Genomic DNA, 26,765 nt, shown 5'->3' with positions numbered 1-26,765 from the left:
TAATAATTATTTTGAAAAAGAAAATGGTTCAACAATTAACAAAAATGTTGTAGTTATTTTTTGTAAGTGCTATACTAAATAAAAAATTCAAAGGAGACCTAATAAATGAAAACTTGTTGCTGTTGTTGTATGCCAAACTAACTAATGTTTAAATCGGATGGATTTTCTCATTAGTTAGCCAATTCGCTAAATACTTGGGGAAATTCATACTGATAACAGTACTTTTTTCGATATTTTATTAGATCAAAAAGAGATCAGTGGCTATCATTATGGATAGTTATTGGTCTTTTTTATTCGGAATTTATCAAATGTTATTAAAGAACAATTTCTCCAAGTATTAAACACCATTTTGTTAATTCGTAGTCAATTACATTATTAAGAGGAGATTTAATTATGAAAAAGAAGTATATTATTGGATCATTAATTGCTATTTTTGGAGTCATCTTTATTTTTAGTTTTGTGTTAAAACCCAAACAATCTGAAACGAATACGATTCGATTAGCCTCATCACCAGGTCCTTACAGTGACTTGTTCTTAAAAGGGGTTAAACCAATTTTGGAAAAAGAGGGTTACAAGGTTAAGAACCAATCCTTTAGTGACTTATCCTTAGCCGATGTTGCCATTAACAACGGTGAAGCCGATTTAAACGTTGATCAACATACCGCTTACATGGACAACTTTAATAAAGAAAAACATGCTCACCTAACGGCTTTAACTAAGATTCCAACTGTGCCAACTGGAATTTATCCAGCTAAAAAAACTTCACTTAAACAAGTTGCAAAGGGTGATACGGTTGCCATTCCCAATGATCCATCTAACATGGCTCGTGCTTATAACGTGTTAGTTAAAGCTGGTTGGATTACTTTGAAAAAAGGGGTTGACCCAATCAAAGCTACCAGCAAAGATATTGCCACCAACAAATATGATTTGAAGATTACCGCAATGCAAGATGTGCAAATTCCACGGTCACGTTCTGATTTTGATTATGTTATTTTACCAGGTTCAACGGCTTACCCAGCTAAGATTTCGACGAAGACGATGCTCATTTCCGAAGACATCAAGCCTGATTACTACTTGGTTGCTGCCGTTAATAAGCAAGATAAAGACAAGAAGTGGGCCAAAGCAGTTGATAAAGCTTACCACTCAAAAGCATTTAAAGAATACCTTCAAAAACATAACAAAGATAGTTTCTGGAATATTCCTAAGGGTGAATAGTCTATGTTAAGGGTTTATAATTAGTCATGAAAAGTTTGATTAATTTACGAAACTGAGGGCTAATTATGAAAAAATTATTATTAATTGCAATTGCATTATCAACTTCACTAGGTTTAGTAGCCTGTGGAAATGAAGATAATTCTCCTAAAAAACCAAAGCAAGATGTTAAAACAGAGCAGCAAAAAACAAAAAAATCTAAAAGTAGTACAAAAAAAGATCATAAAGTAACTGATAAAAATAATAGTAGCCAAGAAGAAACACCAACTTTCAAGCAAAATACTTCAACTAGTACTGAACCCACAACTAAAAAAACGACTGCTAACACCACTACAACTAGTGATACTTCAGAACAAACTGCTACACCAGCAACTCAATCAGTTCGCTCCCAAAAGGATGAAACTAATGGGAGAGGTAATATTGTAAATAGTGCCAGTCAAGCTATTACTACCTTGAGTAATGGATTAGGAAATAATAGTGATTTCGCTTATACTTTGTTATCTACCGAAAATCATATGTATGAAATCCAAGTTACTTCAAAATCAATTAAAGCTCAAGGTGGTTCAGGAACCATTGGAATTTATGATGTGATGGAAGATGGGACATACTTTTTAAGACCATAATTTTTATCACAATACAATTCATACAATAAAAGACTCGCAAATTAACGTTTGCGGGTCTTTTTGATTGAGCCTATTTAAATTCATTTTGTACAGATTTTCCATTAATAATGGCTAATACATCGTCAAGACTAATTTCAACCATGTTTTGTACGGCCATATTAGTGTAAAAACCAATATGAGGAGTAATCATGACATTGGGCATCGCATGCAATGCGTTGAAGTTTTGATCTGGAATCGGGCGACCTTGTAAATCTTTATCAAAAATTGCTGCCTCACCTTCAATTGTATCGAGAGCTGCACCAGCAATTTCTTGATTTTGTAAAGCTTCAATCAAGGCTTCTGTTACAACAACTGGACCTCGAGCTGCATTAACTAAAAAGGCATCATTCTTCATGTGTTTAAAAGCATCCGCATCCAGCAAGCCTTGTGAAGTTTCATTTAAATCAACGTGAAGATCTACAACATCAGCTTGTTCAAGTAATTCATTCTTAGTATCAACATAAGTTAAAACATCTGTTAATTCATCATGATGAACGGGATCAAACGCAATTACTTCGGCATCTAAAGCATGAAATAAACGAGCAGCTAGACCACCGATTCGGCCTGCTCCAATAATTCCAACGGTTAAAGTGCGAATTTCACGAGCAATTGGACCACGTAACTTGTAGTCATTGTTATCACTTCGTTTTTCAACAATTTCGAGATTCCTAATCAAACGCATCGTTTGGGTCACTGACATTTCCGCAACTGAATGGGGTGAATAAGCAGGGACATTGGTGACAATTAAACCCGCTTGATGGGCAGCTTTAAGATTAATTACATCAACACCAGCCGTTCTCGTGGTAATTTGTTTGATTCCTAGATCAGTTAATTTAGTATAAATTTGAATGTTGTCACTAATTGGACCACGTTGTTGAATCACAATTCCGTCGTATCCTTTAGCTAAATCTACAGTCTCGTCGTGGAATTCCTGATCAGTAGTATCAACTGTTACATGGTGGTCTTTACTCCATTGCTTGATTGCGGGCTGTTCATCGTCACGCACACTGTACATTAATATTTTTGGCATTAGGCATTTCCTTCCGTTGCAATGTATTTTTTAAGATTGTGGATGGCTTTTTGCAAATTCTCCATTGAAGTTGCATAACTAATCCGGATGTAGCCTTCACCACCAGGACCAAATGCACTACCTGGAATAACCGCTACTTTACCTTTACGGGCTAAGTCGTAGGCAAATTCCATACTATTTTGAATTAAATTAGCGGGAATTTTAGCAAAAATGTAAAAAGCACCATCTGGATTAGCAATTTCAAAACCAAGGGATTTTAGTTCTTGGTAAACGTAGTCACGTCGTTTTTGGTATTCGGCTTTCATGGCAACTGCGTCATCAGCACCGTTTTCTAAAGCTTCAGCAGCTGCAAATTGTGCATTAGTTGTTGGTGATGTAATCGTGAATTGGTCAATTTTTTCTAATTGGCTCGTAATATCTTTAGGAGCGGCCATAATTCCAATTCTCCAACCAGTCATTGCATGAGATTTTGAGACTCCGTTTAATAAAATAGTTTGTTCAGGAAGTAAGTTGGCAATCGAAACGTGTTTAGCATCGTACGTTAATTCACTGTAAATTTCATCTGAAATCACAAAAATATCGTGTTGTTTTAAAATGTCAGCTAGTTTTTGAAGGGCTTCTGCATTGTAAGTTTTTCCCGTTGGATTAGAAGGGAAGTTTAAAACAATGGCTTTAGTTTTAGGATGTTCTTTTAAAGTTTGTTCTAACTGTTCTGGGGAGAGCACAAAGCCCGTTTTGGAAATATCCATGAACACTGGTTTTGCTCCTCTAAGTAAGGCGACTGGAATGTAGAGAGGGAAAATTGGCGTGGGAATTAAAACTTCATCACCCGGATTTAAAACGGAAGTTAGCGCTGTGTAAATTCCACCAGTGGCCCCAGCTGTGATAATGATTTCAGTTTCCGGATCATAGTTTAAATCGTATTTACTATTAAGAAAATGCGCAGCGGCTTCCCGGAGTGGTTTGGTACCTTTAGTGGGAGCATAGTGACTTTCATCGTTTTTGATGCTAGCAATTGCGGCATCTTTGATATGTTCGGGAGTGGCAAAGTCTGGTTCCCCTAACGTTAAGGGAATAATTCCCGGAATTTGGCTTACCTCATCATTGAATTTTAAAATTGACGAAGGGGATAATTGCAACATTTCTTGGTTCATTTTACTAACTAAATCTTTTGACATAATTCGCTCCTTTTACTTGTAGTTTAATTTAAGGTCGGTTGATTTTTGGAAATGCAATTTATCTGTGAAAACATAACGGCTAACGAATCCCATAATAATTGGTAAAACAATGAATAAAACTATGACCATGATTAAGTGAAACATTGAAGCATGGGGATGTGCATCAAGATCAGCTAGCGGGCCAACTAAACCAGATAAGCCAAATCCAGCACTAACAGGAGTTCCCTTGATATTAAAAATAGCACCTAATCCACCAAGAATTCCTGCATTAATAATTGAAGGAATTAATAATTTTGGTTTTGCCAGGATATTGGCCATTTGAATTTTTGGAGTTCCGATAAAATGTGAAATGGTAGTTCCAAATGAGTTAGATCTGGATCCTGCAATGGCAATTGCAAATGAAGCAGCAACAATTCCTAAGTTAGCTGAACCAGCTGCAATTCCATTAATTCCAATTGCCGTTGCAATACCTACAGAACTGATGGGTGAAACTACCAAAATTGCAAAACAAATTCCAATTAAAATTCCCATCAAAATCGGTTGTAACCCAGTAATTTTTTCAATGCCCAGCCCAATTGCCATCGTAAATTGATTAACTGGATTGAGCGTTAACATTCCAATTCCCCCACCGATTAACATGGTTAAAGTCGGAAGTAACAGAATTGTTAAATCTTTGAGCTTTTGCCCTAAAAAGAGAATCAAAGCGTATGCAACTGCAATCGTAATTCCAATATTTAAGACATTTCCACTTCCGTTGGCAGTGATGATACCGTTAACGACATGGGCATTTCCTGCCCCAATGGTTGCAGCTAAAGCCAGTGAAGCAGTTTGAATTGGAGTGAACTTGGCAAGCATTCCGACACAAACGGCACTTGTTGCTGGTAATATCATCGCAGCTAAGCTTGTGAGGACCAAAATAAATCCTAAAAAATGTGCATGTGGTAGTAACGGTTTTACAATTGCATTTAAAATGGCCCCCGGAACTAAGGCGACGATGATTCCAATTGACATTCCATTTAAGATATTCAGCGTGTGTGCTTTAATGTTACTTTTCATAATGAAAAATTCCTTTCGTATTCAACAAAAAAATCCCAGTTAGCGATGGGAAACTAACTGGGATTACACACACGTTATCGGCAAAATAATTATCCAATCTGTGATGAACCTAGTTAGCATCCTTAGAGTATCTAACCAGGCAACCAAAATTACCTTACTTAGATACATGGAGATACCAAGCAAAGTAAAAATAAAATTTGGTTTGATTCATCATTTGAGTGTTCATAATTATTTTCCTCTCTTTATTTGTTACTAATATTAAACAATTAATTATGCTGTGTGTCAATCATTTTCTCGAACTTTATTTATAATTAACTGATTTAATTTGAATAAAAACGAACTATTTTTCAAAAAGCAGTTGTACTTTTGGATAATCATGCTATGATAGTAAAAACTTAAAAATTTAAACGTGAATTAGAAAGTAGTAATTTTACTTAAGAGTTTCAGTGAGGTATTGGCTAGTGCGAAATATCAGATTCTTAAAAAATGAACGTCATCTAATTGTTGTATGCGATTGAAAACCATACTGGGAGCTCCCATTACCGAGCCAACGATTCGAAGCTGGATTGGGAGAGGTGTTGTTTTGACAACATAATAAAGGTGGTACCGCGTACAAGCGTCCTTTAGTTAGAGATAACTAAGGGGCGTTTTTTGTTTGGAGAAAAGGGGAGATGAAAATGAAAAAATTTTGGCAATTACTGTTGCTGGGTTTAATGGTGGTAACTGGTTTGGCAATTAGTCAGCCAGCTCATGCTGATGATACGTTACAACAGGTGAAAGAGAAGGGTGAATTGACGGTGGCATTATCACCGGATTATCCACCGTTTGAATTTCAAGTTAATCAGAAAGGTCATGATCAAGATGCCGGGTTGGATATTGAAATTGTTAAACAGTTTGCACATGATTTGGGCGTTAAATTAGTGATTAAAAACATGTCGTGGTCTTCAGTACTAGTAGCCGTGCAAACGGGGAAGGCTGATATGGCAATTGGTGGAATTAACCCCACCACCGATCGGGAAAAAAGTGCTGACTTTTCTAAAATTTATTATCAAGGTGGCCAGTGTTTCTTAATTAATAAGCAAGACGCTGAACAAATTAAACACCAAACTGATTTAAAGGGAAAAGTAGTGGGTACGCAAACAGGAACTTTACAACAGGATTTAGCCAAAAAATATCTAACTAATTCTAAACTCACTAGTATGGAAAAAACAAATGACTTAATTTTGGGCGTCAAGACACATAAAGTTGATGCTGTGGGAGTGGAAAAACCAGTTGGTGAAGCCTATGTGCAAAATGATCCTGATTTAAAAATGATTCCTGCTGATTACCAACTTAGTAAAAAAGATACCGGGTGTGCGATGATCTTTCGGAAAGGTGATACTAGCATGGTGCATGCGGCTAATCACACGATTGATCAAATTGAGAAAAATAATTTAATCCCTAAGTATATGAAGACGGCTAGTCAAGAAATGAAGGCTAATACCGTTGATACCTCAATGTGGCACTATTGGATGTACTTTGCAAAAGGGTTGAAATATACCTTATTAATTTCGATTGTAGCGGTTTTAGGTGGAATTATTTTAGGAATTTTATTAGTTTTAATGAAAATTAGTCATCATATTTGGTTGAGTTGGCCTGCTAATACTTATGTCGAAGTCGTCCGGGGAACCCCATTGATGGTTCAAGTTCTGTTAGTCTACTTTGGAGTTGGATTATTAGTGAATTTTCCAGCTTTAGAAGCTGGTATGTTAGCTGTCACATTGAACAGTGCGGCTTATGTTTGCGAGGTAATTCGGGGTGGGATTGCTTCAATTGATAAAGGCCAAGCAGAAGCCACACAGAGTTTGGGGATTTCTAAAACAGATACCATGCGATTCGTAATTTTACCACAAGCTTTGAAAAATATATGGCCTGCATTGGGTAACGAGTTTATCTCGGTCATTAAGGAAAGTTCGATTGTTTCGATTATCGGAGTCACCGATTTAGTCTATGAATTGAACATCGTGCGGGCTGATACCTATCGGGGAGTTGCCCCAATTGTAGTCGTAATGGTGATTTACTTCTTACTAACCTTCACGCTAACCAGATTATTGAACTGGTGGGAAAAGAGATTACAACATAACTAACTTTAATTAAGAGGAGCAAGCAGATGACGAATTTACAATTATTAAACAGTTTTCAAGGACAATCATTTTTACAGGAAACCGATTTTACGCCTGCTCAATTGCAGGCTTTGATTGATTTTGGTTTACAAATTAAACAGGAAAAACAAGCAACTGGAAAAGTGCCCCAATATTTACATGACAAAGATCTTATTCTGCTTTTTCAAAAAACTTCGACTCGGACGCGGTTGGCCTTTGAATTAGGTGGGCAAGACATGGGAGCACACACCGCCTACATTGATCCCACAGCCAGTCAATTTGGAAAAAAGGAATCTGTGGCTGATTCAGCCCAGGTGTTTGGTGAAATGGCGGATGGGATTGAGTATCGGGGCTTTGCTCAAGCTGATATGGAAACAATGGCCGTTCAAGCTGGAATTCCGGTGTGGAATGGTTTATCAGATGAATGGCATCCGACGCAAATGATTGCTGATTTTATGACAATTAAAGAAAATTTTGGCACACTTGAGGGAATTACTTTAACGTTTGTGGGAGATGGACATAAAAACGTGGCTAACTCATTGTTAGTAACGGGTGCCATGCTAGGCGTCAATATTCACATTGTGGCTCCCAAAATTTTACAACCAAATACAGAAGTACTAGCATTAGCACAACAAGCGGCTCAAGCATCAGGTGCCCAACTTTTGATTACGGATGATTTAGACAAAGGAGTTCAAGGTTCTAATGTAATTTATACTGATGTTTGGGTTTCAATGGGTGAAAATAATTGGCAAGAACGGATTAATCAATTATTGCCTTACCAAGTAAATGCAACTTTGTTGAAAAAAACTGGAACTCCCACTGATAAATTAATTTTCTTACACTGTTTGCCAGCTTTCCATGATGCTAATACTGAAGTAGCTCAAACGGTAATTGAAAAATATGAGGGATTAAGCACGCCAGAAATGGAAGTAACTGATGAAGTATTTCAAAGTCAATTTGGCCGACACTTTCAACAAGCAGGAAACCGAAAGTATTCCATCATGGCAATTATGGCGGCTACGATTGGTGATTTAAGCTTGTTACCAAACTAAATTAGACCACAAAAAAATCTCAGAAACCAATTCTGAGATTTTTTGTTTAAACTAATTCATTTGGACAAGTTCCAGTGGTTAAAACATCATGGAAATTTTGGTAACTAACGGAAATCATGTCTTCTAAAGCTGGTTCAGTAAATGAGCCAACGTGGGGCGTCACAATTACATTGGGAAATTGTTGCATCATTTGAGTGACGCCAGCATTGGTTAAATCACTCAATGTAGTAAAGTCATTACCAAAAATGGCTCCTTCATCAACGACCACGTCAGCACCATAGCCACCAAGTTTGTGATCGGCAAGGGCTTTGGTTACTGCTTCCATGTTGACCACTTGAGCTCGAGCAGTATTAATTAAGATTGCATCATCTTTCATCATTGCGAGTTCTTTAGTATCAATCAGATTTTCGGTATCACCAGGAATGTAAGGTACGTGTAACGAAATAATATCGGATTCCTTCAATAGAGTTTCTAAACTAACCAATGGAACCCCATTTTTAATGTTTTCCCCATTAGCATGATTATCATAACCAATGATCTCAGTCCCCATGCCACCGTATAAATTAGCTTCAGTTGCACCAATTCGTCCACAACCAATGATACCAACAGTTGAGCTGTGAATTTCTTTACTGAAATAGGAATCTAATACCTTAAAGTTTCCATTGTGAGTGTTAGTCATTTCGGCACCAACTTTGCGGAATAAAGTCATTCCTAACGTCATGGCTAATTCGGCTACAGCATATGGGGAATAACCAGGAACGCGGGCAACTTTGATTCCTAATGCTTTGGCTGCTTCTAAATCAACGTGATCAAATCCCACGGTCCGAGTAAAGACGTAGTCAATCCCCCAGCTTTTAAATTTAGCCAAGTTTTCTCGGTCACCAATACAAGTTCCCCGAAGTAAAACGGCGTCTGAACCTTTGGCAGCAAGTGCGTTTTCGTGATCTAACATTTCAGGAACTAAGTTTAATTCATAATCATAAGTATTTAATTTTTCGAAGTATGGAACTTCAATCGGTCTCACACCATAAGCGGTGATTTTCATAGATGAACGTCTCCTAATTATTTAATTAATCCAGCGCTATTAATAACTTGTAAAATGGCAATCCAAATGGGCATCATGATTACGGCTAAGACCGTTGAAACTAGTGAAGCGTTGGAAGCCAAAATAGCATTTCGATTAAAACTAATGGCATAAGCAGAGGCAACTGTGGCCGTCGGGGTTGCCATCATGATGACCATGGTAGCAATTGCCACAAAGCTCATTGGGAGAATACCCATAGTTGAAAGTCCACCAGCAACTATTAAAGTAAATAGTGGGACTAAGATAATTTTGTTAAAAGCGTAGTACCATGAAATTTTACTAGAAGCAGCTTGACCAAATGAAATTGAACCGAGCGTAACCCCAATTGATAACCAAGCAAGTGGGGATGCTAATTGAGCTAAGTAATTTAATGGTGTCCAAAGCCATAGAGCAGTTTGATCAATTCGGAAGAAGGCCACGGAGTGCATTCCAGCTTTAGCATCAATGGTTCCCTTAACGAAAGTTGGCACGGTAACCTGTGGTGCATAAGCTTGTACTAACCAAAGGAAAAGTCCTAAGAAAGTGGCAATTACGATTGGGTTAAGAACCATTTTCTTGATATTTTTCATTTCCATCTTCAAACCTGACATTTTTATGTAAGCGTATGAATAAAGAAAAACGCGGTAACCAATGTTGAAAATTGAACTGTACATAATTCCTTTAGGTCCAAGAACGGCACCCACGATGGGAATTCCAAAGAAGGTGGTAGAACCAAAGGTAGTTAAAATGCCCATAACTTCTCGTTCGTTTTTGTTAATTTTAGCGTATAACAAGGGAGCTGCAAACATTAAAATTAAGATAATTAAAAAGCCCCAAATTAAAACACTAATTCCTTCTGATAAGGTTTTAGCATCGATGGTTGCCATAAATGAATTTAAAGCAAGTGCTGGAATAGCAACAGTTAAAGTTACCTTTGCTAGGTTTTTGCCAAATTGTTCTGAAAAAATGTTTTTCTTACGAAGGTAGAAACCAAGTAAGATGATAAAAATTGTGGAAGTGATAGCGCTAACAATACTAGGATTAGTTAGTGTTTTCACAAATGCGTCTGTAATACTCATGTAAATCCTCCTAAAAAAATACTTATTTAATGTAATCGCATACATTGTTTCCAGTTTTATATTTTATCATAGGAAATTAAACTAGAGTAGCTGTTTTTTTTGAAAATAGTTGTATTTACAACTATTTTATTTTAAACTATGAATAAAACAGGGGGCGAATATATGATGGAAATTAAACAAATTGGTTTAGAAGAATTAGCTGCGTTACAAAAGATTAGTCGGGTGACTTTTGCTGATACTTTTGGAGCAGAAAATTCAAGTGAAGATATGGAAAAACACTTAGATGAAGCTTATAGCACTCAGCAGTTAACAAGTGAAATGAAAAATCCAAATTCGTTTTTTTACTTTGGATATGTCGATGGTCAGTTAGCTGGTTACCTCAAACTTAATGTTAACGATGCTCAAAGTGATGATGAAGGCAAAAACTGTTTAGAAGTTGAAAGAATTTATATTTTACCCACCTTTAAACGGCAAGGGTTAGGTAGTAAACTAATTGAAGTAGCAGAGCAAATTGCGAAGGAAAAACATAAGTCTGAAATTTGGTTAGGAGTTTGGGAGGGAAATCCTAACGCAATTGCTTTTTATCAGGCAAAAGGATTTACTCGAACAGGTGAACATGTTTTTATTTTAGGTGATGATCAGCAAACCGATTATGTTATGAAGAAACGGGTTTAATATGGAAGAAAATGAAATTTTAAAAACCATTGGGGCAATCCACCATGCTTTAGACTTTATTGCAAATGAGGAATTTCGAAAGCTCGATTTGACGAAGGGAAAATATCAATATTTGAATCGGATTGCAGAACACCCAGGCATTACCCAAACGGAATTGGGGGAAATCCTGCGTTCGGAAAAATCAACGGTTTCACGAGCAGTTTCTAAATTAATTAAAGATCAATTAGTAGTCGCTGAATATACGGGGAATAACAGTAAAAATCGCCATTTGAATTTAACTAATCTTGGTCAACGTTATGCTGAAATTATTGCACGAGAAAATGACTATTCAACTAACATAGCATTAAATGGATTGAATGATAAAGAAATTCAACAACTAAATTCCTTATTAAATAAAGTTGATGAAAACATTAAATTATCTTGGCTGAAAGTTAAAGATGGAATTAAGCGAGAATACTAAAAGACGAGTTTGACCTTGGTCAAACTCGTCTTTTCTGTTTTATTTGCTTTTAAATCTTTGAGAAGCTGGTAGCCAAAATGTTTTTATTTCTTTTTTTTGTTCGATTTTAAAATCAATAATTTTGGTGAACAAATTAGTTGGGATATCAATATCATAAGGAATCTGGATAGTTTTATGACCATATTTTAAACCTAATACGTCTAATTCAGGTATGAAGTGCTTCACAATTTCTTGACCTTCGAGTCCAATACTATAGTGGTTTTTAGCCGCACTAAATCCAGTGATGTAAGAATTATGGTCTAAAAACATGGGCTGGTTGTATTTCATTACAAATTTTAAATTTGGATACTTGGTTTTGACCCAGTCTAAGACTTTAGTAAATTTTTGTTGATGTTCAGGATTAGAAATCTCTTTTAAATATTCGGGTAAGGTTTTCATATTAGTGCTCCTTAGCGTTGATAGCCTTAATTTTTAGACTTCTTGTATAAAATTTTTCCAGCATTAAATGCAAAATATAAAACGGAAAAAATAAGTGTAATGAAAAGCCAAGTTGGTAAAGATTTATAAATTAGGCAATAAATCCCTTCTATTACAAATAATAAACTGATAATCCAAGGTCCATTCCTTCTAATGATACGTAAAATGTTTAACATAACTAATCACCTTAATTTTATTTTTGTTTAAAATGAAAATAAACTTTTTCACATAAACCATAAGTAGAAAGTAATACTGTAATTCCCATTAAAATTTTAAACCAGAATGAGGTATTAGATTGTGTAAAACTAGCAAGTCCACTTAAAATAAAAAATATAAAAATTGCACAAGCTAAATTATTATTTGGCTTTTCTGGCATAATTAATCACTCCTTAGTTAACTTATACTAGATTAACATATTTTAACCCTTTAAATATTCTAAAATTTACGATGCTTGAACTTTAAGATAACTGTTTTAATAATGAGTATTTGTTTTTAGATATATTTTAGAAATCTATACAAGAATATTGCGAATACATTGAAGAAGAGAATCACGATTTAAAAACTTTTCTTTGGGTAGATATTATTAATATAGTTTTATTTGCTATTCTTATTATCTCTAACTTTTTTTAGTAATAAATACAAAAAGTACCTCGCAAAATTTAAAATTTACGAGGTACTTTATTTATAGAAGGATGCTATTTTAATTAGCCAAAAGTTCTTGCATATCTGGAACAGAAACTATTATATTATGTTTCTTTTTGTCAGTGGTGAAGTAAATATACTCACCAATGCCAAATCTTCCCGTTCGATCTGGTCCGGTGACAGTTGCACGTTGGACTTTGTCGTTAATCGTAATTACATTATTACCAATTACATTAGCAATAATCTGACCACCATTATTTACAATTTCCACTTTGACCATTCCGATACTAATGCTCCGGTAAACTGGTTCTTCGATTGCCATAATCGTCATCCTCTCTATATTAAAATGTCAAACAACAGTTGAGTCTCTCTCAACAATCACAGTATATCATGGAGTCAAATTTAAGTGGGGAAATAGTTGCTTAAAATTAATGAAAACTAGATTGCAATTTCAAATTGACAAAATGCACGTTAGAATTGCTATGTTTCAATCTAACAATTGACAATTTAGTTACATAAAATGCTGTTCGATTTATAAAATATACTGATATGTATGTCACGTCAAGCAGTTTCACGATGGGAAGCTGGTGATGTAACTTCAGATTTAGAAACTATTATTAAAATCGCTAAAATTTTTGAAAATTATTAGATCGGAAATGGTGGTTAATTTTTCCGATTACTTTGATAATTGTAATTATTAACGTTTCTGAAAATGGAGGATATTAAAACTAATACTAATATTAAAGGGAACACATTTGAAGTGTTCCCTTTTTGTTGAATTCGATTAAAGTTGCTATAATAGTAAAAATTGCGATGTTTTAAAAATCGAGGCAACTAAAATGAAAATTAAGCGCATAATTACCATAATCATAATAATAATCTTTATTTCAATTACTTTATTAGGGTATCTTGGGAGCCAGTCAGAAAAACAAAAAGAAAATGAAGCCATTCAATTAGCTAAGACTATTAAATTAAAACCAACTACTCCAACGACTTTGGGAAAAGGAATTATTATTAAGGTTAATGATAAAACTGAAGGCTATCAAGATTTTTATGTGCAACTTGATAATGGAAAAAGGATTGAATTTAATTATAATCAAGATAATAAATCTTACGATAATGATAGTTTCGATGATAAGCTTGCTTATGCTCAATACGATGGTCCGATAGTTGTTGGGCAAAAAATTAAAATTATACATAAAAATTATAAAGTGTTGGGAAAAGTGAAGGAATTCAAAGAATTATCTACTAATGCTAAAGAAAAAGTCTTTTTGAATGTTGTTTTTGATAGTTTGAATTTTATATATCAAGGTGGAGATTACTTTATTTCTTCGCATCAACAAACAAATGAAAGGTCAAAAGCTGAAATTTATCGAGCATACAATATTGTAAATGCTAAGGATACACGCGACGTTTCGCCTGTAATTGAAGCAATTAATTAAGGAGTCCCCCAATAGTTATTAACTAATTTTGGGGGCTTTTTTTGACTATTTTTGAATTAAAACCGTTAGCACGGCTGAACTGAGAATTAAAACTAAGCCCAGCATGGTTACGATGAATTCAGTTTTAGTTTTACGTTGGTGTAACCAGAAAATTCCCGTTAAAGTAGCAACTACCACGCAAAGTTGTGACATGACGTAAGCAGTTGCCAAACCTAACATATTTGGTTGAGCCACAATGAAGTAAGCTAAAATGCCAAAACCAAATAAAATTACCGTGGCCATTTGTTGATACGAGACCTTGGCCGTAAAGGCATTATCAGTTTTGATTGTGAACAGACAATAGAGACTCGAGCCAATTACCATGCCAATCGTTTGGGCTAAAAAGACTTTAGGTCCGGGAATGTTAATGAACCGGGGAGCTGCAGAATATAACCAATAACCGAGTGATCCTAAAATCTGCAATAAAATTGCAATTCGCATTGTTTTAATGCTGCTTTTTTTCGGATTTTTCGACCAAATGGTTAAATAAGTTCCAATTGTGATAATAACTAATGCGCTGAAACCTAATATTTTATCACGAAGCGTGGGCCAATTTCCAAGTGCAATTACGCCCCACAAACAGTTGACGACCAATTGAATTCCAGTATGCAAGGGAAGAGCACGTGATGATCCTACCATTTTGTATCCAATGAAACCCATTGTCTGACCAAATGCCCAACCGATTCCGGAAATAATTCCGATTAATAAAATTAATAGTGACGGTAAAGGAATGTGAAATACAAAAGTAATGATGACGGCTACTAAAAGTGCTCCTAGAGAAGCACCGTAAATTTGTTGATTTGGTTTTCCGCCAATCATCGTGGCAATGGTAGGAAATAAACCATAAGAAAAGATGGGAACACAGCCGATGAGTAGAGCTAACATTTTTATTCTCCTAAAAATATAATAGTGACTAAAATAAAAAGGACCAGCATTAATAGCATGGTCCTTAGCTGTCATTATCCATATTTTTAGAATAAAACTAAGTGGTTTCCCTTCGCCAGTACTAACTGGAGCAGGTTCCATGGGTATTTCTCAGCTAAATTGAATTAGCACCCCAAACCAAAGATATTAAATTAGGTTACAAAGTAATTAAACGTGATAATCGGACTGATGTCAATCTTAAACTTTAAAAATGTGTGTTATACTCGTAACCAATAAAATAAAAGTTGGGGTGCGTTGAGCTGAGATTATACCCATGGAACCTGATATAGCCAACACTATCGCAGGAAACTTTACTAACTTGAAGGGGATTTTTGTCATCCTTTAACTAATTTACTTTGGAGTTCTCAGCTCAAGCTGAGAACTTTTTATTTTATAAAAAATTAGATGAGGTGAAGAAATGACAAATTTTTCAGAAGATTTAAGAAAACTTGGTAACAAATATTTAGATCAAGCGTTACAACAAAGTTTTATGCAAGCAGTTATTAACGGAAAAATTACAGATGAACAAGAGGTTTATTATATTAACCAAGATGGTATTTATTTGGCTGGATATACAGAAAATCAAGAAACGATACCCGGATTTTTTGCTGATTTAACTAAAGCCACACGCCGTTTTTCAGCATTAAATGAGCAGTCTAAATACAAAGTTTTAACAAATGAAGCAGATGTTGAAGAAGATGAAGTTCGCGATGATTTTATGCAACATTATCAAAACTTTGTTGGGAAAAAGGATCCAAAATATGCACAAGTTGGTAAAACAACGAAAAAATATCTTAAATTTTTAGCTGATAATCGTGAACAACCGCTACTAATCGCTTTGGCTAGTTTGCAACCCTGTGCTTGGGGATATGCGGCCCTTGCTTTCAAACTCCAAGCATTGAAAAAAAGTTATGTCCAACCTTGGGATAAGTGGATTGATTTTTATACTAATCCAGATTTTGCTAATGAAGGTGAACTACTCTTTGAAGAAATTGAAATTGTAGCACAACAATCCTCTGCTGATGAACGTAAAAAGGCACGTGAAGTATTTGAAGCAAGTATGAAATTAGAAAATGAATTTTGGCAACAATGCTTTGATGTAGAGGTGAAATAAAAATGAGTGAGTTTAATTTACAAGCTAAGGTATTAGAACATCGATCAGAATTAATTGAGCTAGTTGGAAAACTAGTATCTTATCCAACCACTGCTCCAAATGGAAGGAACACTCACGAGTTACAACAATGGATTGCAGCTTATTTGGAAAAAATTGGGTTTACTACTGATAAATGGGAATTATACCCCGAAGATGATGAACTGGTTGGGATTCATGAGGGGGATTCAGAATATCAAAGTTTGATTTTGAATGGTCATATTGATGTCGCTCAAATTAATCCGGGCGAGAATTGGGAACAAGACCCGTTTAAAATGTTAGTGAAAGATGGTAAATTAATTGGTCGTGGAGTTGCTGATATGAAAGGGGCAGTGGCAGCTTTTATGTTAGCTTTGAAAATTTTATATGAAGCAAACATTAAACTGCCAGGTAAAATTATTTTTGAATCAGTCACTGGTGAAGAAGTAGGAGAAACAGGAACTTTATCTACTTTAGAAAAAGGCTATACCGCGGACTTTGCTTTGAACGGTGATGGTAATAATCTTGAATTACAAGGTCAAGGTGGAGTAATTACGGGTTGGATTACGATTAAAGGTCCCCAATCATTTCACGATGGTATGAGAAGAAAATTAATTCATGCCGGCGGTCAAACTAAAGGTGCCAGTGCAATTGAAAAAATGGCAAAAATCATTAATGCCTTGGGAGAATTGGAAAGAGCTTGGGCAGTTGAAAAAGTATATCCAGGATTTCCCTTAGGAACTTCAACCATTAATCCAGCGGTGATTGAAGGCGGGCGAAATCCTGCTTTTATTGCTGACAAATGTCGGATTTGGATTACCATTCATTTTTATCCGAACGAATCGTACGAGTCTGTGACAAAAGAAGTGGAAGATTATGTGACGAGAGTTGCGGATGCGGATGTTTGGATGCGTGATCATCATCCCACGTTTGAATGGGGTGGAAAATCGATGATTGAAGATCAAGGTGAGGTCTTTCCGGCTTTAGAAATTGATCCTACTAGTCAACCCATGCAACTGCTAGAAAGAGTAGTTGCAGACGTGACTAAAAAGTCGGCAGTTACCAGTTATAATCCTTCTGTAACCGATGGTGGTTGGTTTAGTGAATATCAGATTCCCGCTGTGATTTATGGTCCTGGAAATTTAGGTAGTGCCCATTCAGTTAACGAAAGCATTAAAATTGATGATTTAGTTAAATATACTCAGACAATCATTGAATTTATCGTTAAGTGGTCAAATACTCGTAAATAGTAAAAAACGGATAATGTCAGCTATTAAAAGCTGATGTTATCCATTTTTATTTGTTTTTTAACTTTTCCATTAATGGTTTAAATCGCTGGGTAAATTTATTGATGTTATTAATTAACCATTTCTCAGAAATTTTAATAGTCATTGATCTGTTTCCTTTATATCTTTTTGATGTGATTAATAATTCATTTGACTATGATTAACGATATTAGCAAATTGACCGCTCACATCTTGGTTACTAGTAGGTTTGAAGTAAATTGCATTTTCTGGATTGCCTTGATTTTGTTGGGTAATCAAGACTACTGGTTGACCACCATGAATGGTAAATAAATAAAGATGCGCTCCTACCGTATTTCCTTTATTTTGATCAGAATTCAAATCTGAATAAATGGCCACAACGTTATAGTCATTATCTCCAGTTCCATTATCAGACCAGCCAATTGAAACGGGACTACCATTTACACGAACATTGCCCTTTGAGAAAACTTCAGGAAAACGATAACCCATAAAATTATCTTGATTAGCTGGATTATATGAATCATAATCTTGGTGCATATCACTGCCCCAACTTGCCATAAAGCTGTCTAACTTAGTGCTTTTACTCTGATTCCAAATGGCAGAATTAGCTTTGGTTGCAGTGGATTTGGTTGAACTAGAATTGTCAGAAGTTGGTTTGGATATTTCTGCATTATTTTGCTTAGCTTTACTGGTAGTTGCTGAAGGTTGCTTAGTTGAAACCTGGTTAGTGGCACCACTAGTAAATAAATAAACTCCCGCACCAATTACAGCGATTAAAGCAATAATGATTAATGTCAAAAATAAATTTTTGTAACTTTTAGGTTGAGAGTCACTACGATTTAAACGTGTTTTTTGTTTTATTTGGTGACCGCATTTATCACAGAACTTGGCATTATTAGCAATTCTATTACCACAGTGGGGACATAATTTCATAAGAGTTCCTCCTTTCTCAATAATAACCACATTATACACTATTGAAAAGTGCCGAAATCTGCTGTTAAACGGTTATTTTCTTTGATATACTGTAAAAGACGATTGCTATTTTTAAATATAAAATTAATGTTAATCTTTTGGGGGAATTTAGCTTGGATAATCAGAAGTATAAATTTAAAGTTATCTCAAATAACGAACGTAATATGAACTATTGGGATATGTTTGCAACCTGGTATGGTGCCAATGCTAATAACGGAACGTGGTTTATTGGCGGAGTGATTGCAGCCTGTGGTTTATATGGTGGAATTGAAGCCATGCTAATCGGGGGAATTATCGCTTACTGTTTCTTAAGTTTGATGGGATATGTTGGTTATCAAACTGGTGCAACCACTACGGTCCTTGCGCGTGGATCATTCGGAATTCGGGGAAGTTTGATTCCAACGGTCATTAATTTAACGCTATTTTTAGGCTGGACGGCGGTAAATACCTTTATTGCGGCAACTTCACTAGCGTTTATTTTTCATAGTTTCTTCAAGTGGCCACTTTTTGGTCAACCTGGTGGGAATCTGGGGTTAATCGTGGGAATTTTAGTAATGAGTGTTTTACATATTTTAAGTATTGTAGCCGGACAACGCTCTGTTCAACTAGTGGAACGAATTGGGGTTGTCTTAGTGATTATCTTTGTAGTTTTAGAAGCAATTGTCGTTTTCAAAAATGTTTCATTCACTCAAATTGCTCACTATGTGGTGCCAAAAGATCAACGAATGCCATTAGGACTTGCAATTGATACGATCGCGGCTTCCAGTTTAGGCTGGGTAATGGGTGGAGCAGATTTTACTCGGTTTACTGGTAAAAAAGGAACCTCAATTACCGCACCTTTTTGGGGAGCGTTATTAGGCTTGCTCAGTTTTGGAATGATTGGAATTTGTACCACGATTAGTGTGGCCTTAACTTCAGGAACGTATAACCCCAATAATTCTGATCCTAGTATTATTGCGAATAAATTAGGTCTGGGATTAATTGCGATGTTGGTAATTGTTTTGACTAGTATGACTGCCAACGCTGTTAACATTCAGGCTGGAGCCTCCGCTTTAAATAATATGACGCCGAAATTAAGTCTTAACAAATCATTAGTCGTAATTACGATTGCTTCCATGATTTTAACTTTTATTCCAATTTTAAGTGGTAGTTTCTTGAATTCCTTTATTTCCTTCTTGGATTACACTGGAATGTTATTAGGACCAATTATTGCGATTATGATAGTTGACTACTTTATTTTAAATAAATCTAGTTATAATCAAACTAGTTTATCTGATGCTAATGGGAAACTTTGGTATCACGATGGTTTTAACTTAATTGCTGTAAGTTCACTAGTGATTGGAGTTTTGCTTTATCTCGGTTTGAAACAACTAGCCGTTATTCAAGACTTTACAGGAGCTACCTTCATTACGATGGGAATTGTTGCTGTTCTTTATTTGGGAGCTAGCAAACTTTTTCATAAATAATTGCTAGTCAGAAAAATTATGCTATACTAAGCACATAAAAATAAAAAGTTGGGGTGCCTTGAGCTGAGATTATACCCATAGAACCTGATATAGCTAATACTATCGCAGGAAACTTATTACTTTATGATTAATCCAATGCCTTTTTTGGCATTTAAAGATATTAATGATGGAGTCCTCAGCTCATGGCTGGGGACTTTTTATTTTGTCAAAAAATGGATAGGAGATTGAGAATGACAAACACATTATTATCAGAGCAAATGAAGGCGAACGTTGCTGATATCATGCCACAGTTTTTTGAAAATGAATTTGTGAACGGGATTGCTGCGGGTAAGTTACCCAAAGCCGCTTTAATTAGGTACACGCAACAAGATAATTTATACTTGGCAAGTTTTTTGCATTTGTATCAAAAGATTTTAGGGGCATTAGATCCAAAATTATTGGCGGTCACTGAACATGATATTGATATGGAAAATGGAGCTCACCAAGTTTTATTGCGTGTGGCTGAAACTGATACTGAGACGATTATGACGAATGATCTTCAGCAAAAAGTGACGACCGCACATTATCTAAACCATATGCAAAAGTCATTAGCGAAATCACCCGAGTTAGGGTTAGCTTCGATGCAAGCCTGTCCTTATGTTTATAACTACGTGGCAAATGAATTGATCAAACAAGGAAAAGACAATGCTACCAATCCCTTTAAAGACTGGATTGACTTTTATGCTAGCACCGAAGAAAACTTTGGTGAAACGATGTTTCAGTTATTGGATAAAAAGGTTAATCATAAAGATTATGACGCTGCAATTGCGGCGTTTCGTATTAGTGTAATTGACGAACTTAATTTTTTTGCTCAAGCAATGGAGGCTTAATGATGGCTGAATTAACCCAATTTCCCGAAGCTTTAACGATTGCCGGAACTGATTCTGGTGGTGGAGCTGGAATGGAAGCTGACATTAAAACGATGCAAGCTTGTCACACGTTTAGTACAAATGTAGTGGTCGGGGTCACGGCCCAAAATACTTATGGGGTGCAAGACTTGTATCCACTACCTAAATCAATTATTGATGCGCAATTTGCCTCAATTATGACCGACTTTGACATTCGTGCAGCAAAAACAGGGGCCTTATTTGATTCCGCACGAGTCAAGATTGTAGTAGAAAATTTACAGAAATATCATATTCCTAATTTGGTAGTTGATCCGGTAATGGTGGCAAAAGGTGGTGCGAAATTGCTAACGGATGAAGCAATTCAAACCTTGAAACAAGAGTTGCTACCCTTGGCTACGTTAGTCACCCCTAATTTACCCGAGGCTGAATTGTTATCTGAGCAAAAAGTGGAGACACAGGTTGATATGTTAAATGCAGCAAAAAGAATTCAAGAGCTCGGGTGTCCCAATGTCATTATTAAAGGTGGTCATGGTCATGAAGACGTGGTGTATGATTTTGTAAAACTAGGGGAAGATAATGAATTCTGGTTGGAATCCAAGCGAATTGATACGATTCGGACGCATGGAACTGGTGATACTTTGTCATCAGCAATTGTGGCTTATTTAGCACAAGGAATCGATTTAGCCACTGCGATTCGGCAAGCCCATCAATATTTAGTTACTATTATTAGTCAACCATTGCCAATTGGTCATGGTCATGGTCCGTTAAATCACGGGGAATGGAGTAATCATGAAATTTAATCCAAAATGTTTAGCAGTTTATCTGGTAATTGGGACGCAAAATACCGAAAATAGTGCGAAACAATTATTAACGATTGTGCAAGCCGCTTGTGAAGCAGGCGTAACTGCTGTCCAATTTCGAGAAAAAGATGGCAGCCAGTTAGCCGAAAAAGAAAAGTATGAATTAGGAAAGTTAGTGCATAAAATTACTCAGCAATATCAAATTCCGCTATTTGTGGATGATGACTATGAATTGGCTAAGGCGATTGGGGCAGACGGAATTCACGTTGGCCAAACTGATGAAAAAGTGCATGTGATTCGTGAACAATCACCGGATTTAATGATTGGATTATCGGTTCATGATGTGACCGAATTAAAGAAGAGTGCGCCTGAGTTGGACTTAGTTGATTATTTAGGGGTTGGTCCAATTTTTGCGACGACCAGTAAGCAAAAAGTGAAAGCACCAATTGGCGTAAGTGGGGTAACGAAAGTTGCTGAACATACCCAATTACCAATTGTGGCGATTGGTGGAATTCATACTAATAATGTCGCTGAATTACAGAAAGCACCGATTTCGGGTGTATCGGTCATTTCTGCGATTGCTAAAAGTGAAAATATTAAGCAAACAATCCAAATTTTAAAAAAGCGAGGAAAATAAAATGAATGAAATGATTAAAGAAGTGCGGGCTAAAAGTCCGATTGTTTTAAATGTGGCTAATCACGTGACTCCACAGCACGTGGCGGATGGGATTAATTACATTGGTGGATCGCCAATTATGATTGCGGATCCATTAGAAGCTAAAGAACTCACTAGTTTGGCAAATGCCGTGACTTTAAACCTGGGATCAACTAGTCCAGTTTCGCAAATGTTGATGTTAACGATTGGGGAAAAGGCGAATGAGATGGGAATTCCCGTTGTCTTTGATCCCGTTGCCGTAGCAGCTTCCACGATTCGGACGGAACGGGCGCAACAATTATTGAAAAACGTTCAAGTGGCTGTTGTTCGGGGAAACATGGGAGAAGTAGCTGCTTTGTCAGGCGTCGCTTGGGAATCACATGGCATTGATGCGGGAAGTGGTGACGGTGATCGAGTTGAAATTGCAAAACAAACGGCGCAAAAATTGAATTGTAAAGTTGTAGTTTCTGGGGCAACTGATATTGTGACGGATGGCGAGCAAGTTTATTTAATTGAAAATAACGCACCGCTACTTTGTACTAATGTTGGAATGGGGGATGTGTTAGATGGCATTTTAGGAGTTTTCCTTAGTCAAGATGCTTCATTAGTTGCTCTCGCTTATGCAACTGGTATTTTACCGGTCGCTGCGGAATTAGCAATGCAAAAATTTCCTGTTCAGGCGGCTAGTTTTTTAACGGCCACCTTTGATAATTTAGCTATGCTTGATGATGAAACTTTACTGGCTAATTTAAAAGTTAAGTTGCTTTAAGAAAAACTTATGCTATACTAAACACATATAAATAAAAAGTTGGGGTGCCACGAGCTGAGATTAAACCCATTGAACCTGATATAGTTTGTACTATCGAAGGAAACTTTCTAACTTTAGATGATTAAAGATTGTATTCGCGATACAATCTGCAAAAATTGATTTTTCTAAAGCTCTCTGCTTGTGGCCGAGAGCTTTTTATTTTGGGAAAATTAATTTTTGGAGGAAGATTATGAACAAATGGCATTTGAAAGACATTATTTTAGTAACTTTAATTGGGATTGTATGTGGACTGATTTTTTGGATCATGGATCCTATTTACACTGCAGTTACTGCAGTATTAACTCCAATGGGATTAGCTCCCTTTAGTGGTGCCATTTTAATTGGGTTTTGGACAATTGGTGGTCCATTAGCATTAATGGTAATTAAGAAACCTGGTTCAGGATTGCTTGCTGAATTTCTAGGAGCAGCTGTTGAAATGCTGCTAGGTGGAATTTGGGGAGCTGCAACTTTAATTTCAGGTTTAGTACAAGGAATTGGATCTGAATTAGGTTTTGCCTTCACTGGTTACAAAAATTATGGAAAACTTGGGATGTTTTTATCAACTTTAACGACGACCATTGTAACGTTTGGTTACCAATTAATTAAACACGATTATGCTGGGTTTAGCTTTGGCATGATTGCTGCGTTATTTATCGTTAGTTATGTTTCAGTTTTTCTTTTTAGTGGAGTACTCTCAATGGCAATTGCTAAGATGTTAGGCCGGACTCATTTGTTAGATAAATAAGTAATTTAACCAAAATAAAATTCTCTCATAATTGTGTGGGGGAATTTTTTTTGATTTTGAGTTAAAGTTTTACCTATCAGAAACCTTTATTTACCAAGCTTTCTAACATGTAACCTATTTATAGACATTCGATTTTGGCAGTGCTACGATAATTAGCTAGGTAAAATAACTATTTTAACGTACGATAACTTTAATGAAACAATTCTATGAAGGAGAATTATTATGTTTACTTTATTAGTTATTTTACTGGCACTCGCTTTTGATATTTTAGTCTATTTTACAGCAGGAAGTTTTCTGGCAATTGAATCTTTGGGAATTTTTGCGGCAATCATTTATTTAATTCCAGCCTTGTTAAATGGCGTAATTGTTGCAACTGGTGTGATGGAAAACATTAAGTTTCGGTTTTTAAAATATATTTTACCAATGCTAACTTTATCGGCTTATTCAGTTTTTGGTAAAATGGTGGTTTATAGTTCCGATTGGAACGAATTTGTAAAAAATAATACATATAATAGCGGATCATTTTCGATTCAGGTTTCAAAGAATTTACTCGGATTAGAACAAGTCTTATTTATTTTAATTTTTAATTTTGTAGTGGTAATTGTAGTTAAAAAGTTCGTGGTTTATTTTAATCAGAGAGTAGCTGATGATAAATGAAAAATATCGGTGCAGATGTTTTTTAATACAATCATTAATCACTATGATAATTTATATTTTATTGGAAATGAGGCTAATTAAGCCGGCCTTGAAAATAACAGAATTGTTTAACCAAAAATTCAGATAATAAAAAATCGGTCTGCACATGGCAGATCGATTTTTGCTTATAAATATTGATTTAAAGGATATCCACTAGTTAGATATAGTCCTAATCCACCAACCAGTAAGATGAAGAAAATGACCAACCAGGCAAGACCTAATGATAAACGTTTCCGACTTTTAGTGGCAAAGGCCATTTCAATGACCCCAATTAAAACGATTCCTAAAATAACTTTAATAATGGTTAAAGCTGGATGATTGGGAAACGCATGGCTGACTAGTAATACACCAGTTACAATTGCAAATAAGTATCCAATCCGCGTAATCATCATTGAAATCGTACTCAACTTTTGTGATTGAGTAAATAATGCTAATGTCGTGGTTACCAAAATGACCATCCAGGTGATTAAATGAATCCAAACTAAGTACATAATTAATATTCCTTTCAGTGCGTTTAACTCTATTATAGAACTAAAACACTCAATTAAAATCTAAAAATTAGTCTTTATCTTGAATTTTTTTAACTTGTTCATATTGGCTATTCATCCAATCGAAATAGTTAGTTCCAGCAGGCACTGTTTCTGTTACTTTAACTACTGGTACATTATGTTTTTTAGCGAGCTCAACTAAATCGTTGACCGTCTTATTTTTTGATTGTGTATTTTCGACAAAAAATGCGATTTTGTGATGTTTGATTTCATCGCGAACTTTAACAAGGTCTTTTGGTGATGGATCAACATCTTTTTCAATAGCGTTAGCAAAATCAGGGTCAGTAACTTTGTAACCCATGGCCTCAAGAGAATAATTAAAAACTGGTTCACTAACAGCAACTTTTTGATGATCACTCTTAGCAGCTAATTCTTTGACTAATGCTTGATTTTTTTTCATTTTATTTTTATAAGTGGTGGCATTTTTTTCAAATTCTTTTTTGTGGTTGGGTTGAATCTCACCATAAGTTTTGGCTAATTTGTCAGCCAGGATTCTCATGGTGTTAGGATTATACCAAATGTGTTCATTGTCTCCATTTTTTTTATTCATTAATTTACCAACATTGATAATCTTTGGTTCATTACTATTATTACTGTCCAACTTCTTCATCCACTCATCATAACCAAGACCATTTTCAATGACGACGGTTGCCTTATTGACAGTGGCTGCATCAGAATTTTTGGGAGTAAATTCATGTGGATCAATTCCAGGTTTTACAATGTACTCAACTTTTCCGTGGTTGCCTAAAACTGCTTTGGCAGGTTCTGAATAAAAATTAGTTGTGGTTACTACATTGATTTTATCTGATTTTTGGCTACTTTGACTTTTACAACCAGTTAAAAATAATGCTATTGTAATAAATGAAAATAAAATACTAGAAACTTTAATGATCTTTTTCACTTTAATTCTCCTAAGTAATTTTTAGCTACATATGCAATTAGATAACACTGTTACTTTATTTAAGATAACATCGTTACTTTAATCTTGCAAGAAAAAATATCGAGGTACGAAAATGGGAACAAAACGTAATTATGAAATGACTAATGAATTACTGCTAGCATCGGCAAAACAGTCTTTTTTAGAACAGGGTTTTAAAGATACAAAATTGCGAGATATTTGTCGTCAAGCTAATTTAACGACGGGAGCTTTTTATAAACATTTTAAATCAAAAGATGATTTATTAGCACAGTTAGTTAGTCCGCTCTTGTATGATTTAAAAACAATTTATACTAAGCAAATTAATGAAGCCCTTCAATGCATGAGTTCAGATAATATTAATCAGATTTGGTTAGAAAAAGTTTTAAATATGGATGATGTAATTCATGCAGTTTATCAAAATCGGGAAATTGCTGAATTACTGCTATTTAAAACCAATGGGTCTAAGTATAACAATTTAGCGGAAATGATTACTCAATTTTTTACCGATAAAGTAGTTCAAGTTATTGCTAAAATGGAACAAAAGAACATTTTACCAACTGATTTTGTACCAGATCAACGGCAAATTCACTTTTTTGTGTATTCAAATACGGCAACTTTTTATGATATTTTAAAACATGCTTTTACTGAAGATGAAACAATTAAACTAGATCGAAATCTTTGTCAATTTAGTTATTATGGTTGGATTAATGTTTTGAAATTGAATTAAAGAATCCTGCCAGAGT

General features: G+C 35.4%; 30 protein-coding genes and 4 riboswitches. Of the genes, 18 read left to right on the top strand and 12 right to left on the bottom strand.

What is annotated here, in order from left to right:
• Window positions 1-393 precede the first annotated feature (393 nt).
• Complete coding sequence (locus AC0GLY_RS06930; protein ID WP_496611439.1) at window positions 394-1,215, top strand: MetQ/NlpA family ABC transporter substrate-binding protein; 822 nt, start codon at window positions 394-396, stop codon at window positions 1,213-1,215.
• Window positions 1,216-1,280: 65 nt separating this feature from the next.
• Complete coding sequence (locus tag AC0GLY_RS06925; RefSeq protein WP_496611438.1) at window positions 1,281-1,835, top strand: hypothetical protein; 555 nt, start codon at window positions 1,281-1,283, stop codon at window positions 1,833-1,835.
• A 70-nt stretch (window positions 1,836-1,905) separates the two neighbouring features.
• Here the strand turns inward: AC0GLY_RS06925 and AC0GLY_RS06920 are convergent, their stop codons facing one another.
• Genes AC0GLY_RS06920 through AC0GLY_RS06910 form a run of 3 tightly spaced genes read right to left on the bottom strand, consistent with a single transcriptional unit; the run spans window position 1,906 to window position 5,138 of the window.
• Window positions 1,906-2,904 carry a D-2-hydroxyacid dehydrogenase gene (locus AC0GLY_RS06920; RefSeq protein ID WP_496611437.1) on the bottom strand — a complete coding sequence of 333 codons (999 nt, stop codon included), beginning with the start codon at window positions 2,902-2,904 and terminating at the stop codon, window positions 1,906-1,908.
• Window positions 2,904-4,082, bottom strand: coding sequence for an aminotransferase class I/II-fold pyridoxal phosphate-dependent enzyme (locus AC0GLY_RS06915; protein WP_496611436.1), 1,179 nt, complete (start codon window positions 4,080-4,082; stop codon window positions 2,904-2,906). The genes AC0GLY_RS06920 and AC0GLY_RS06915 overlap by 1 nt, the downstream gene beginning before the upstream one ends.
• A 12-nt stretch (window positions 4,083-4,094) precedes the next feature.
• Window positions 4,095-5,138 (bottom strand): PTS sugar transporter subunit IIC, encoded by a 1,044-nt coding sequence (locus tag AC0GLY_RS06910; RefSeq protein WP_496611435.1) that lies wholly within the window; start codon window positions 5,136-5,138, stop codon window positions 4,095-4,097.
• Between the two features lie 677 nt (window positions 5,139-5,815).
• On the opposite strand from AC0GLY_RS06910, the gene AC0GLY_RS06905 reads away from it, so the two are divergent.
• Both AC0GLY_RS06905 and argF read left to right on the top strand, forming a co-directional pair.
• Window positions 5,816-7,264, top strand: a complete 1,449-nt coding sequence (locus AC0GLY_RS06905) for an ABC transporter substrate-binding protein/permease (RefSeq protein WP_496611434.1) — start codon at window positions 5,816-5,818, stop codon at window positions 7,262-7,264.
• A 23-nt stretch (window positions 7,265-7,287) separates the two neighbouring features.
• Window positions 7,288-8,331, top strand: a complete 1,044-nt coding sequence (gene argF / locus AC0GLY_RS06900; RefSeq protein ID WP_496611433.1) for an ornithine carbamoyltransferase — start codon at window positions 7,288-7,290, stop codon at window positions 8,329-8,331.
• A gap of 46 nt (window positions 8,332-8,377) precedes the next feature.
• Here the strand turns inward: argF and AC0GLY_RS06895 are convergent, their stop codons facing one another.
• Together AC0GLY_RS06895 and AC0GLY_RS06890 are read right to left on the bottom strand one after the other, a co-directional pair.
• A complete protein-coding gene (locus AC0GLY_RS06895; protein WP_496611432.1) occupies window positions 8,378-9,376 on the bottom strand; it encodes an NAD(P)-dependent oxidoreductase in 999 nt (332 codons plus the stop codon).
• Window positions 9,377-9,393: 17 nt separating this feature from the next.
• Entirely contained in the window at window positions 9,394-10,473 is a 1,080-nt protein-coding gene (locus AC0GLY_RS06890) for an AEC family transporter (protein ID WP_496611431.1), read from the bottom strand.
• Between the two features lie 162 nt (window positions 10,474-10,635).
• Here AC0GLY_RS06890 and AC0GLY_RS06885 point away from each other — a divergent pair, with 162 nt between their 5' ends.
• Entirely contained in the window at window positions 10,636-11,148 is a 513-nt protein-coding gene (locus AC0GLY_RS06885; RefSeq protein ID WP_496611430.1) for a GNAT family N-acetyltransferase, read from the top strand.
• Between the two features lies 1 nt (window position 11,149).
• Window positions 11,150-11,608, top strand: coding sequence for a MarR family winged helix-turn-helix transcriptional regulator (locus tag AC0GLY_RS06880; protein ID WP_496611429.1), 459 nt, complete (start codon window positions 11,150-11,152; stop codon window positions 11,606-11,608).
• Window positions 11,609-11,647: 39 nt separating this feature from the next.
• On the opposite strand, the gene AC0GLY_RS06875 is transcribed toward AC0GLY_RS06880, so the two are convergent.
• The 3 genes from AC0GLY_RS06875 to AC0GLY_RS06865 all read right to left on the bottom strand — a co-directional run bounded on the left by AC0GLY_RS06875 (window position 11,648) and on the right by AC0GLY_RS06865 (window position 13,049).
• Window positions 11,648-12,046, bottom strand: a complete 399-nt coding sequence (locus AC0GLY_RS06875) for an iron chaperone (RefSeq protein ID WP_496611428.1) — start codon at window positions 12,044-12,046, stop codon at window positions 11,648-11,650.
• A 232-nt stretch (window positions 12,047-12,278) separates the two neighbouring features.
• Complete coding sequence (locus tag AC0GLY_RS06870; protein WP_496611427.1) at window positions 12,279-12,461, bottom strand: hypothetical protein; 183 nt, start codon at window positions 12,459-12,461, stop codon at window positions 12,279-12,281.
• Between the two features lie 324 nt (window positions 12,462-12,785).
• Entirely contained in the window at window positions 12,786-13,049 is a 264-nt protein-coding gene (locus AC0GLY_RS06865; RefSeq protein WP_496611426.1) for a hypothetical protein, read from the bottom strand.
• Between the two features lie 231 nt (window positions 13,050-13,280).
• Between AC0GLY_RS06865 and AC0GLY_RS06860 the strand changes: the two genes are divergently transcribed.
• Together AC0GLY_RS06860 and AC0GLY_RS06855 are read left to right on the top strand one after the other, a co-directional pair.
• Window positions 13,281-13,376: a helix-turn-helix domain-containing protein gene (locus AC0GLY_RS06860; RefSeq protein ID WP_496611425.1), complete on the top strand. Its 96-nt coding sequence runs from the start codon at window positions 13,281-13,283 to the stop codon at window positions 13,374-13,376.
• A 190-nt stretch (window positions 13,377-13,566) separates the two neighbouring features.
• A complete protein-coding gene (locus AC0GLY_RS06855; RefSeq protein ID WP_496611424.1) occupies window positions 13,567-14,169 on the top strand; it encodes a hypothetical protein in 603 nt (200 codons plus the stop codon).
• Window positions 14,170-14,214: 45 nt separating this feature from the next.
• On the opposite strand, the gene AC0GLY_RS06850 is transcribed toward AC0GLY_RS06855, so the two are convergent.
• The gene (locus AC0GLY_RS06850; RefSeq protein WP_496611423.1) at window positions 14,215-15,093 is read right to left on the bottom strand and encodes a GRP family sugar transporter; all 879 of its coding nucleotides are present in this window, start codon (window positions 15,091-15,093) and stop codon (window positions 14,215-14,217) included.
• A 90-nt stretch (window positions 15,094-15,183) separates the two neighbouring features.
• Window positions 15,184-15,278: riboswitch (TPP riboswitch) on the bottom strand.
• Between the two features lie 90 nt (window positions 15,279-15,368).
• Window positions 15,369-15,457: riboswitch (TPP riboswitch) on the top strand.
• A 93-nt stretch (window positions 15,458-15,550) separates the two neighbouring features.
• On the opposite strand from AC0GLY_RS06850, the gene AC0GLY_RS06845 reads away from it, so the two are divergent.
• Together AC0GLY_RS06845 and AC0GLY_RS06840 are read left to right on the top strand one after the other, a co-directional pair.
• A complete protein-coding gene (locus tag AC0GLY_RS06845; RefSeq protein ID WP_496611422.1) occupies window positions 15,551-16,246 on the top strand; it encodes a thiaminase II/PqqC family protein in 696 nt (231 codons plus the stop codon).
• Window positions 16,247-16,248: 2 nt separating this feature from the next.
• Window positions 16,249-17,511 carry an acetylornithine deacetylase gene (locus AC0GLY_RS06840; RefSeq protein WP_496611421.1) on the top strand — a complete coding sequence of 421 codons (1,263 nt, stop codon included), beginning with the start codon at window positions 16,249-16,251 and terminating at the stop codon, window positions 17,509-17,511.
• A gap of 174 nt (window positions 17,512-17,685) precedes the next feature.
• Here AC0GLY_RS06840 and AC0GLY_RS06835 read toward each other — a convergent pair whose 3' ends face one another.
• On the bottom strand, window positions 17,686-18,459 hold the full coding sequence (locus AC0GLY_RS06835) for a zinc ribbon domain-containing protein (RefSeq protein ID WP_496611420.1): 774 nt from the start codon (window positions 18,457-18,459) through the stop codon (window positions 17,686-17,688).
• A 152-nt stretch (window positions 18,460-18,611) separates the two neighbouring features.
• Here AC0GLY_RS06835 and AC0GLY_RS06830 point away from each other — a divergent pair, with 152 nt between their 5' ends.
• The 7 genes from AC0GLY_RS06830 (at window position 18,612) to AC0GLY_RS06800 (ending at window position 24,516) form a co-directional block, all read left to right on the top strand.
• Window positions 18,612-19,964, top strand: a complete 1,353-nt coding sequence (locus tag AC0GLY_RS06830; protein WP_496611419.1) for a purine-cytosine permease family protein — start codon at window positions 18,612-18,614, stop codon at window positions 19,962-19,964.
• A gap of 39 nt (window positions 19,965-20,003) precedes the next feature.
• Window positions 20,004-20,092, top strand: a riboswitch (TPP riboswitch).
• Between the two features lie 102 nt (window positions 20,093-20,194).
• Complete coding sequence (locus tag AC0GLY_RS06825) at window positions 20,195-20,833, top strand: thiaminase II/PqqC family protein (RefSeq protein WP_496611418.1); 639 nt, start codon at window positions 20,195-20,197, stop codon at window positions 20,831-20,833.
• Window positions 20,833-21,651, top strand: a complete 819-nt coding sequence (gene thiD, locus AC0GLY_RS06820; RefSeq protein ID WP_496611417.1) for a bifunctional hydroxymethylpyrimidine kinase/phosphomethylpyrimidine kinase — start codon at window positions 20,833-20,835, stop codon at window positions 21,649-21,651. Before AC0GLY_RS06825 ends, thiD begins: the two co-directional genes overlap by 1 nt.
• Window positions 21,641-22,288, top strand: a complete 648-nt coding sequence (gene thiE / locus AC0GLY_RS06815) for a thiamine phosphate synthase (protein WP_496611416.1) — start codon at window positions 21,641-21,643, stop codon at window positions 22,286-22,288. The genes thiD and thiE overlap by 11 nt, the downstream gene beginning before the upstream one ends.
• A 1-nt stretch (window position 22,289) precedes the next feature.
• Window positions 22,290-23,075, top strand: coding sequence for a hydroxyethylthiazole kinase (thiM, locus tag AC0GLY_RS06810; RefSeq protein WP_496611415.1), 786 nt, complete (start codon window positions 22,290-22,292; stop codon window positions 23,073-23,075).
• A gap of 30 nt (window positions 23,076-23,105) precedes the next feature.
• Window positions 23,106-23,194: riboswitch (TPP riboswitch) on the top strand.
• 110 nt (window positions 23,195-23,304) lie between these two features.
• The gene (locus AC0GLY_RS06805; protein WP_496611414.1) at window positions 23,305-23,859 is read left to right on the top strand and encodes an ECF transporter S component; all 555 of its coding nucleotides are present in this window, start codon (window positions 23,305-23,307) and stop codon (window positions 23,857-23,859) included.
• Window positions 23,860-24,081: 222 nt separating this feature from the next.
• On the top strand, window positions 24,082-24,516 hold the full coding sequence (locus AC0GLY_RS06800) for an Msa family membrane protein (RefSeq protein WP_496611413.1): 435 nt from the start codon (window positions 24,082-24,084) through the stop codon (window positions 24,514-24,516).
• Window positions 24,517-24,680: 164 nt separating this feature from the next.
• Here the strand turns inward: AC0GLY_RS06800 and AC0GLY_RS06795 are convergent, their stop codons facing one another.
• Window positions 24,681-25,046 (bottom strand): YisL family protein, encoded by a 366-nt coding sequence (locus tag AC0GLY_RS06795; RefSeq protein WP_496611412.1) that lies wholly within the window; start codon window positions 25,044-25,046, stop codon window positions 24,681-24,683.
• Between the two features lie 67 nt (window positions 25,047-25,113).
• Window positions 25,114-26,004, bottom strand: a complete 891-nt coding sequence (locus AC0GLY_RS06790; protein WP_496611411.1) for a metal ABC transporter solute-binding protein, Zn/Mn family — start codon at window positions 26,002-26,004, stop codon at window positions 25,114-25,116.
• 112 nt (window positions 26,005-26,116) lie between these two features.
• Between AC0GLY_RS06790 and AC0GLY_RS06785 the strand changes: the two genes are divergently transcribed.
• The gene (locus tag AC0GLY_RS06785; RefSeq protein ID WP_496611410.1) at window positions 26,117-26,749 is read left to right on the top strand and encodes a TetR/AcrR family transcriptional regulator; all 633 of its coding nucleotides are present in this window, start codon (window positions 26,117-26,119) and stop codon (window positions 26,747-26,749) included.
• The last annotated feature ends 16 nt before the right edge of the window (window positions 26,750-26,765 follow it).

It is taken from the genome of Fructilactobacillus sp. YLN 2507 (assembly GCF_059614085.1).
Note: the sequence above shows the minus strand (reverse complement) of the source record. Positions and strands in the feature narration are given on the sequence as shown.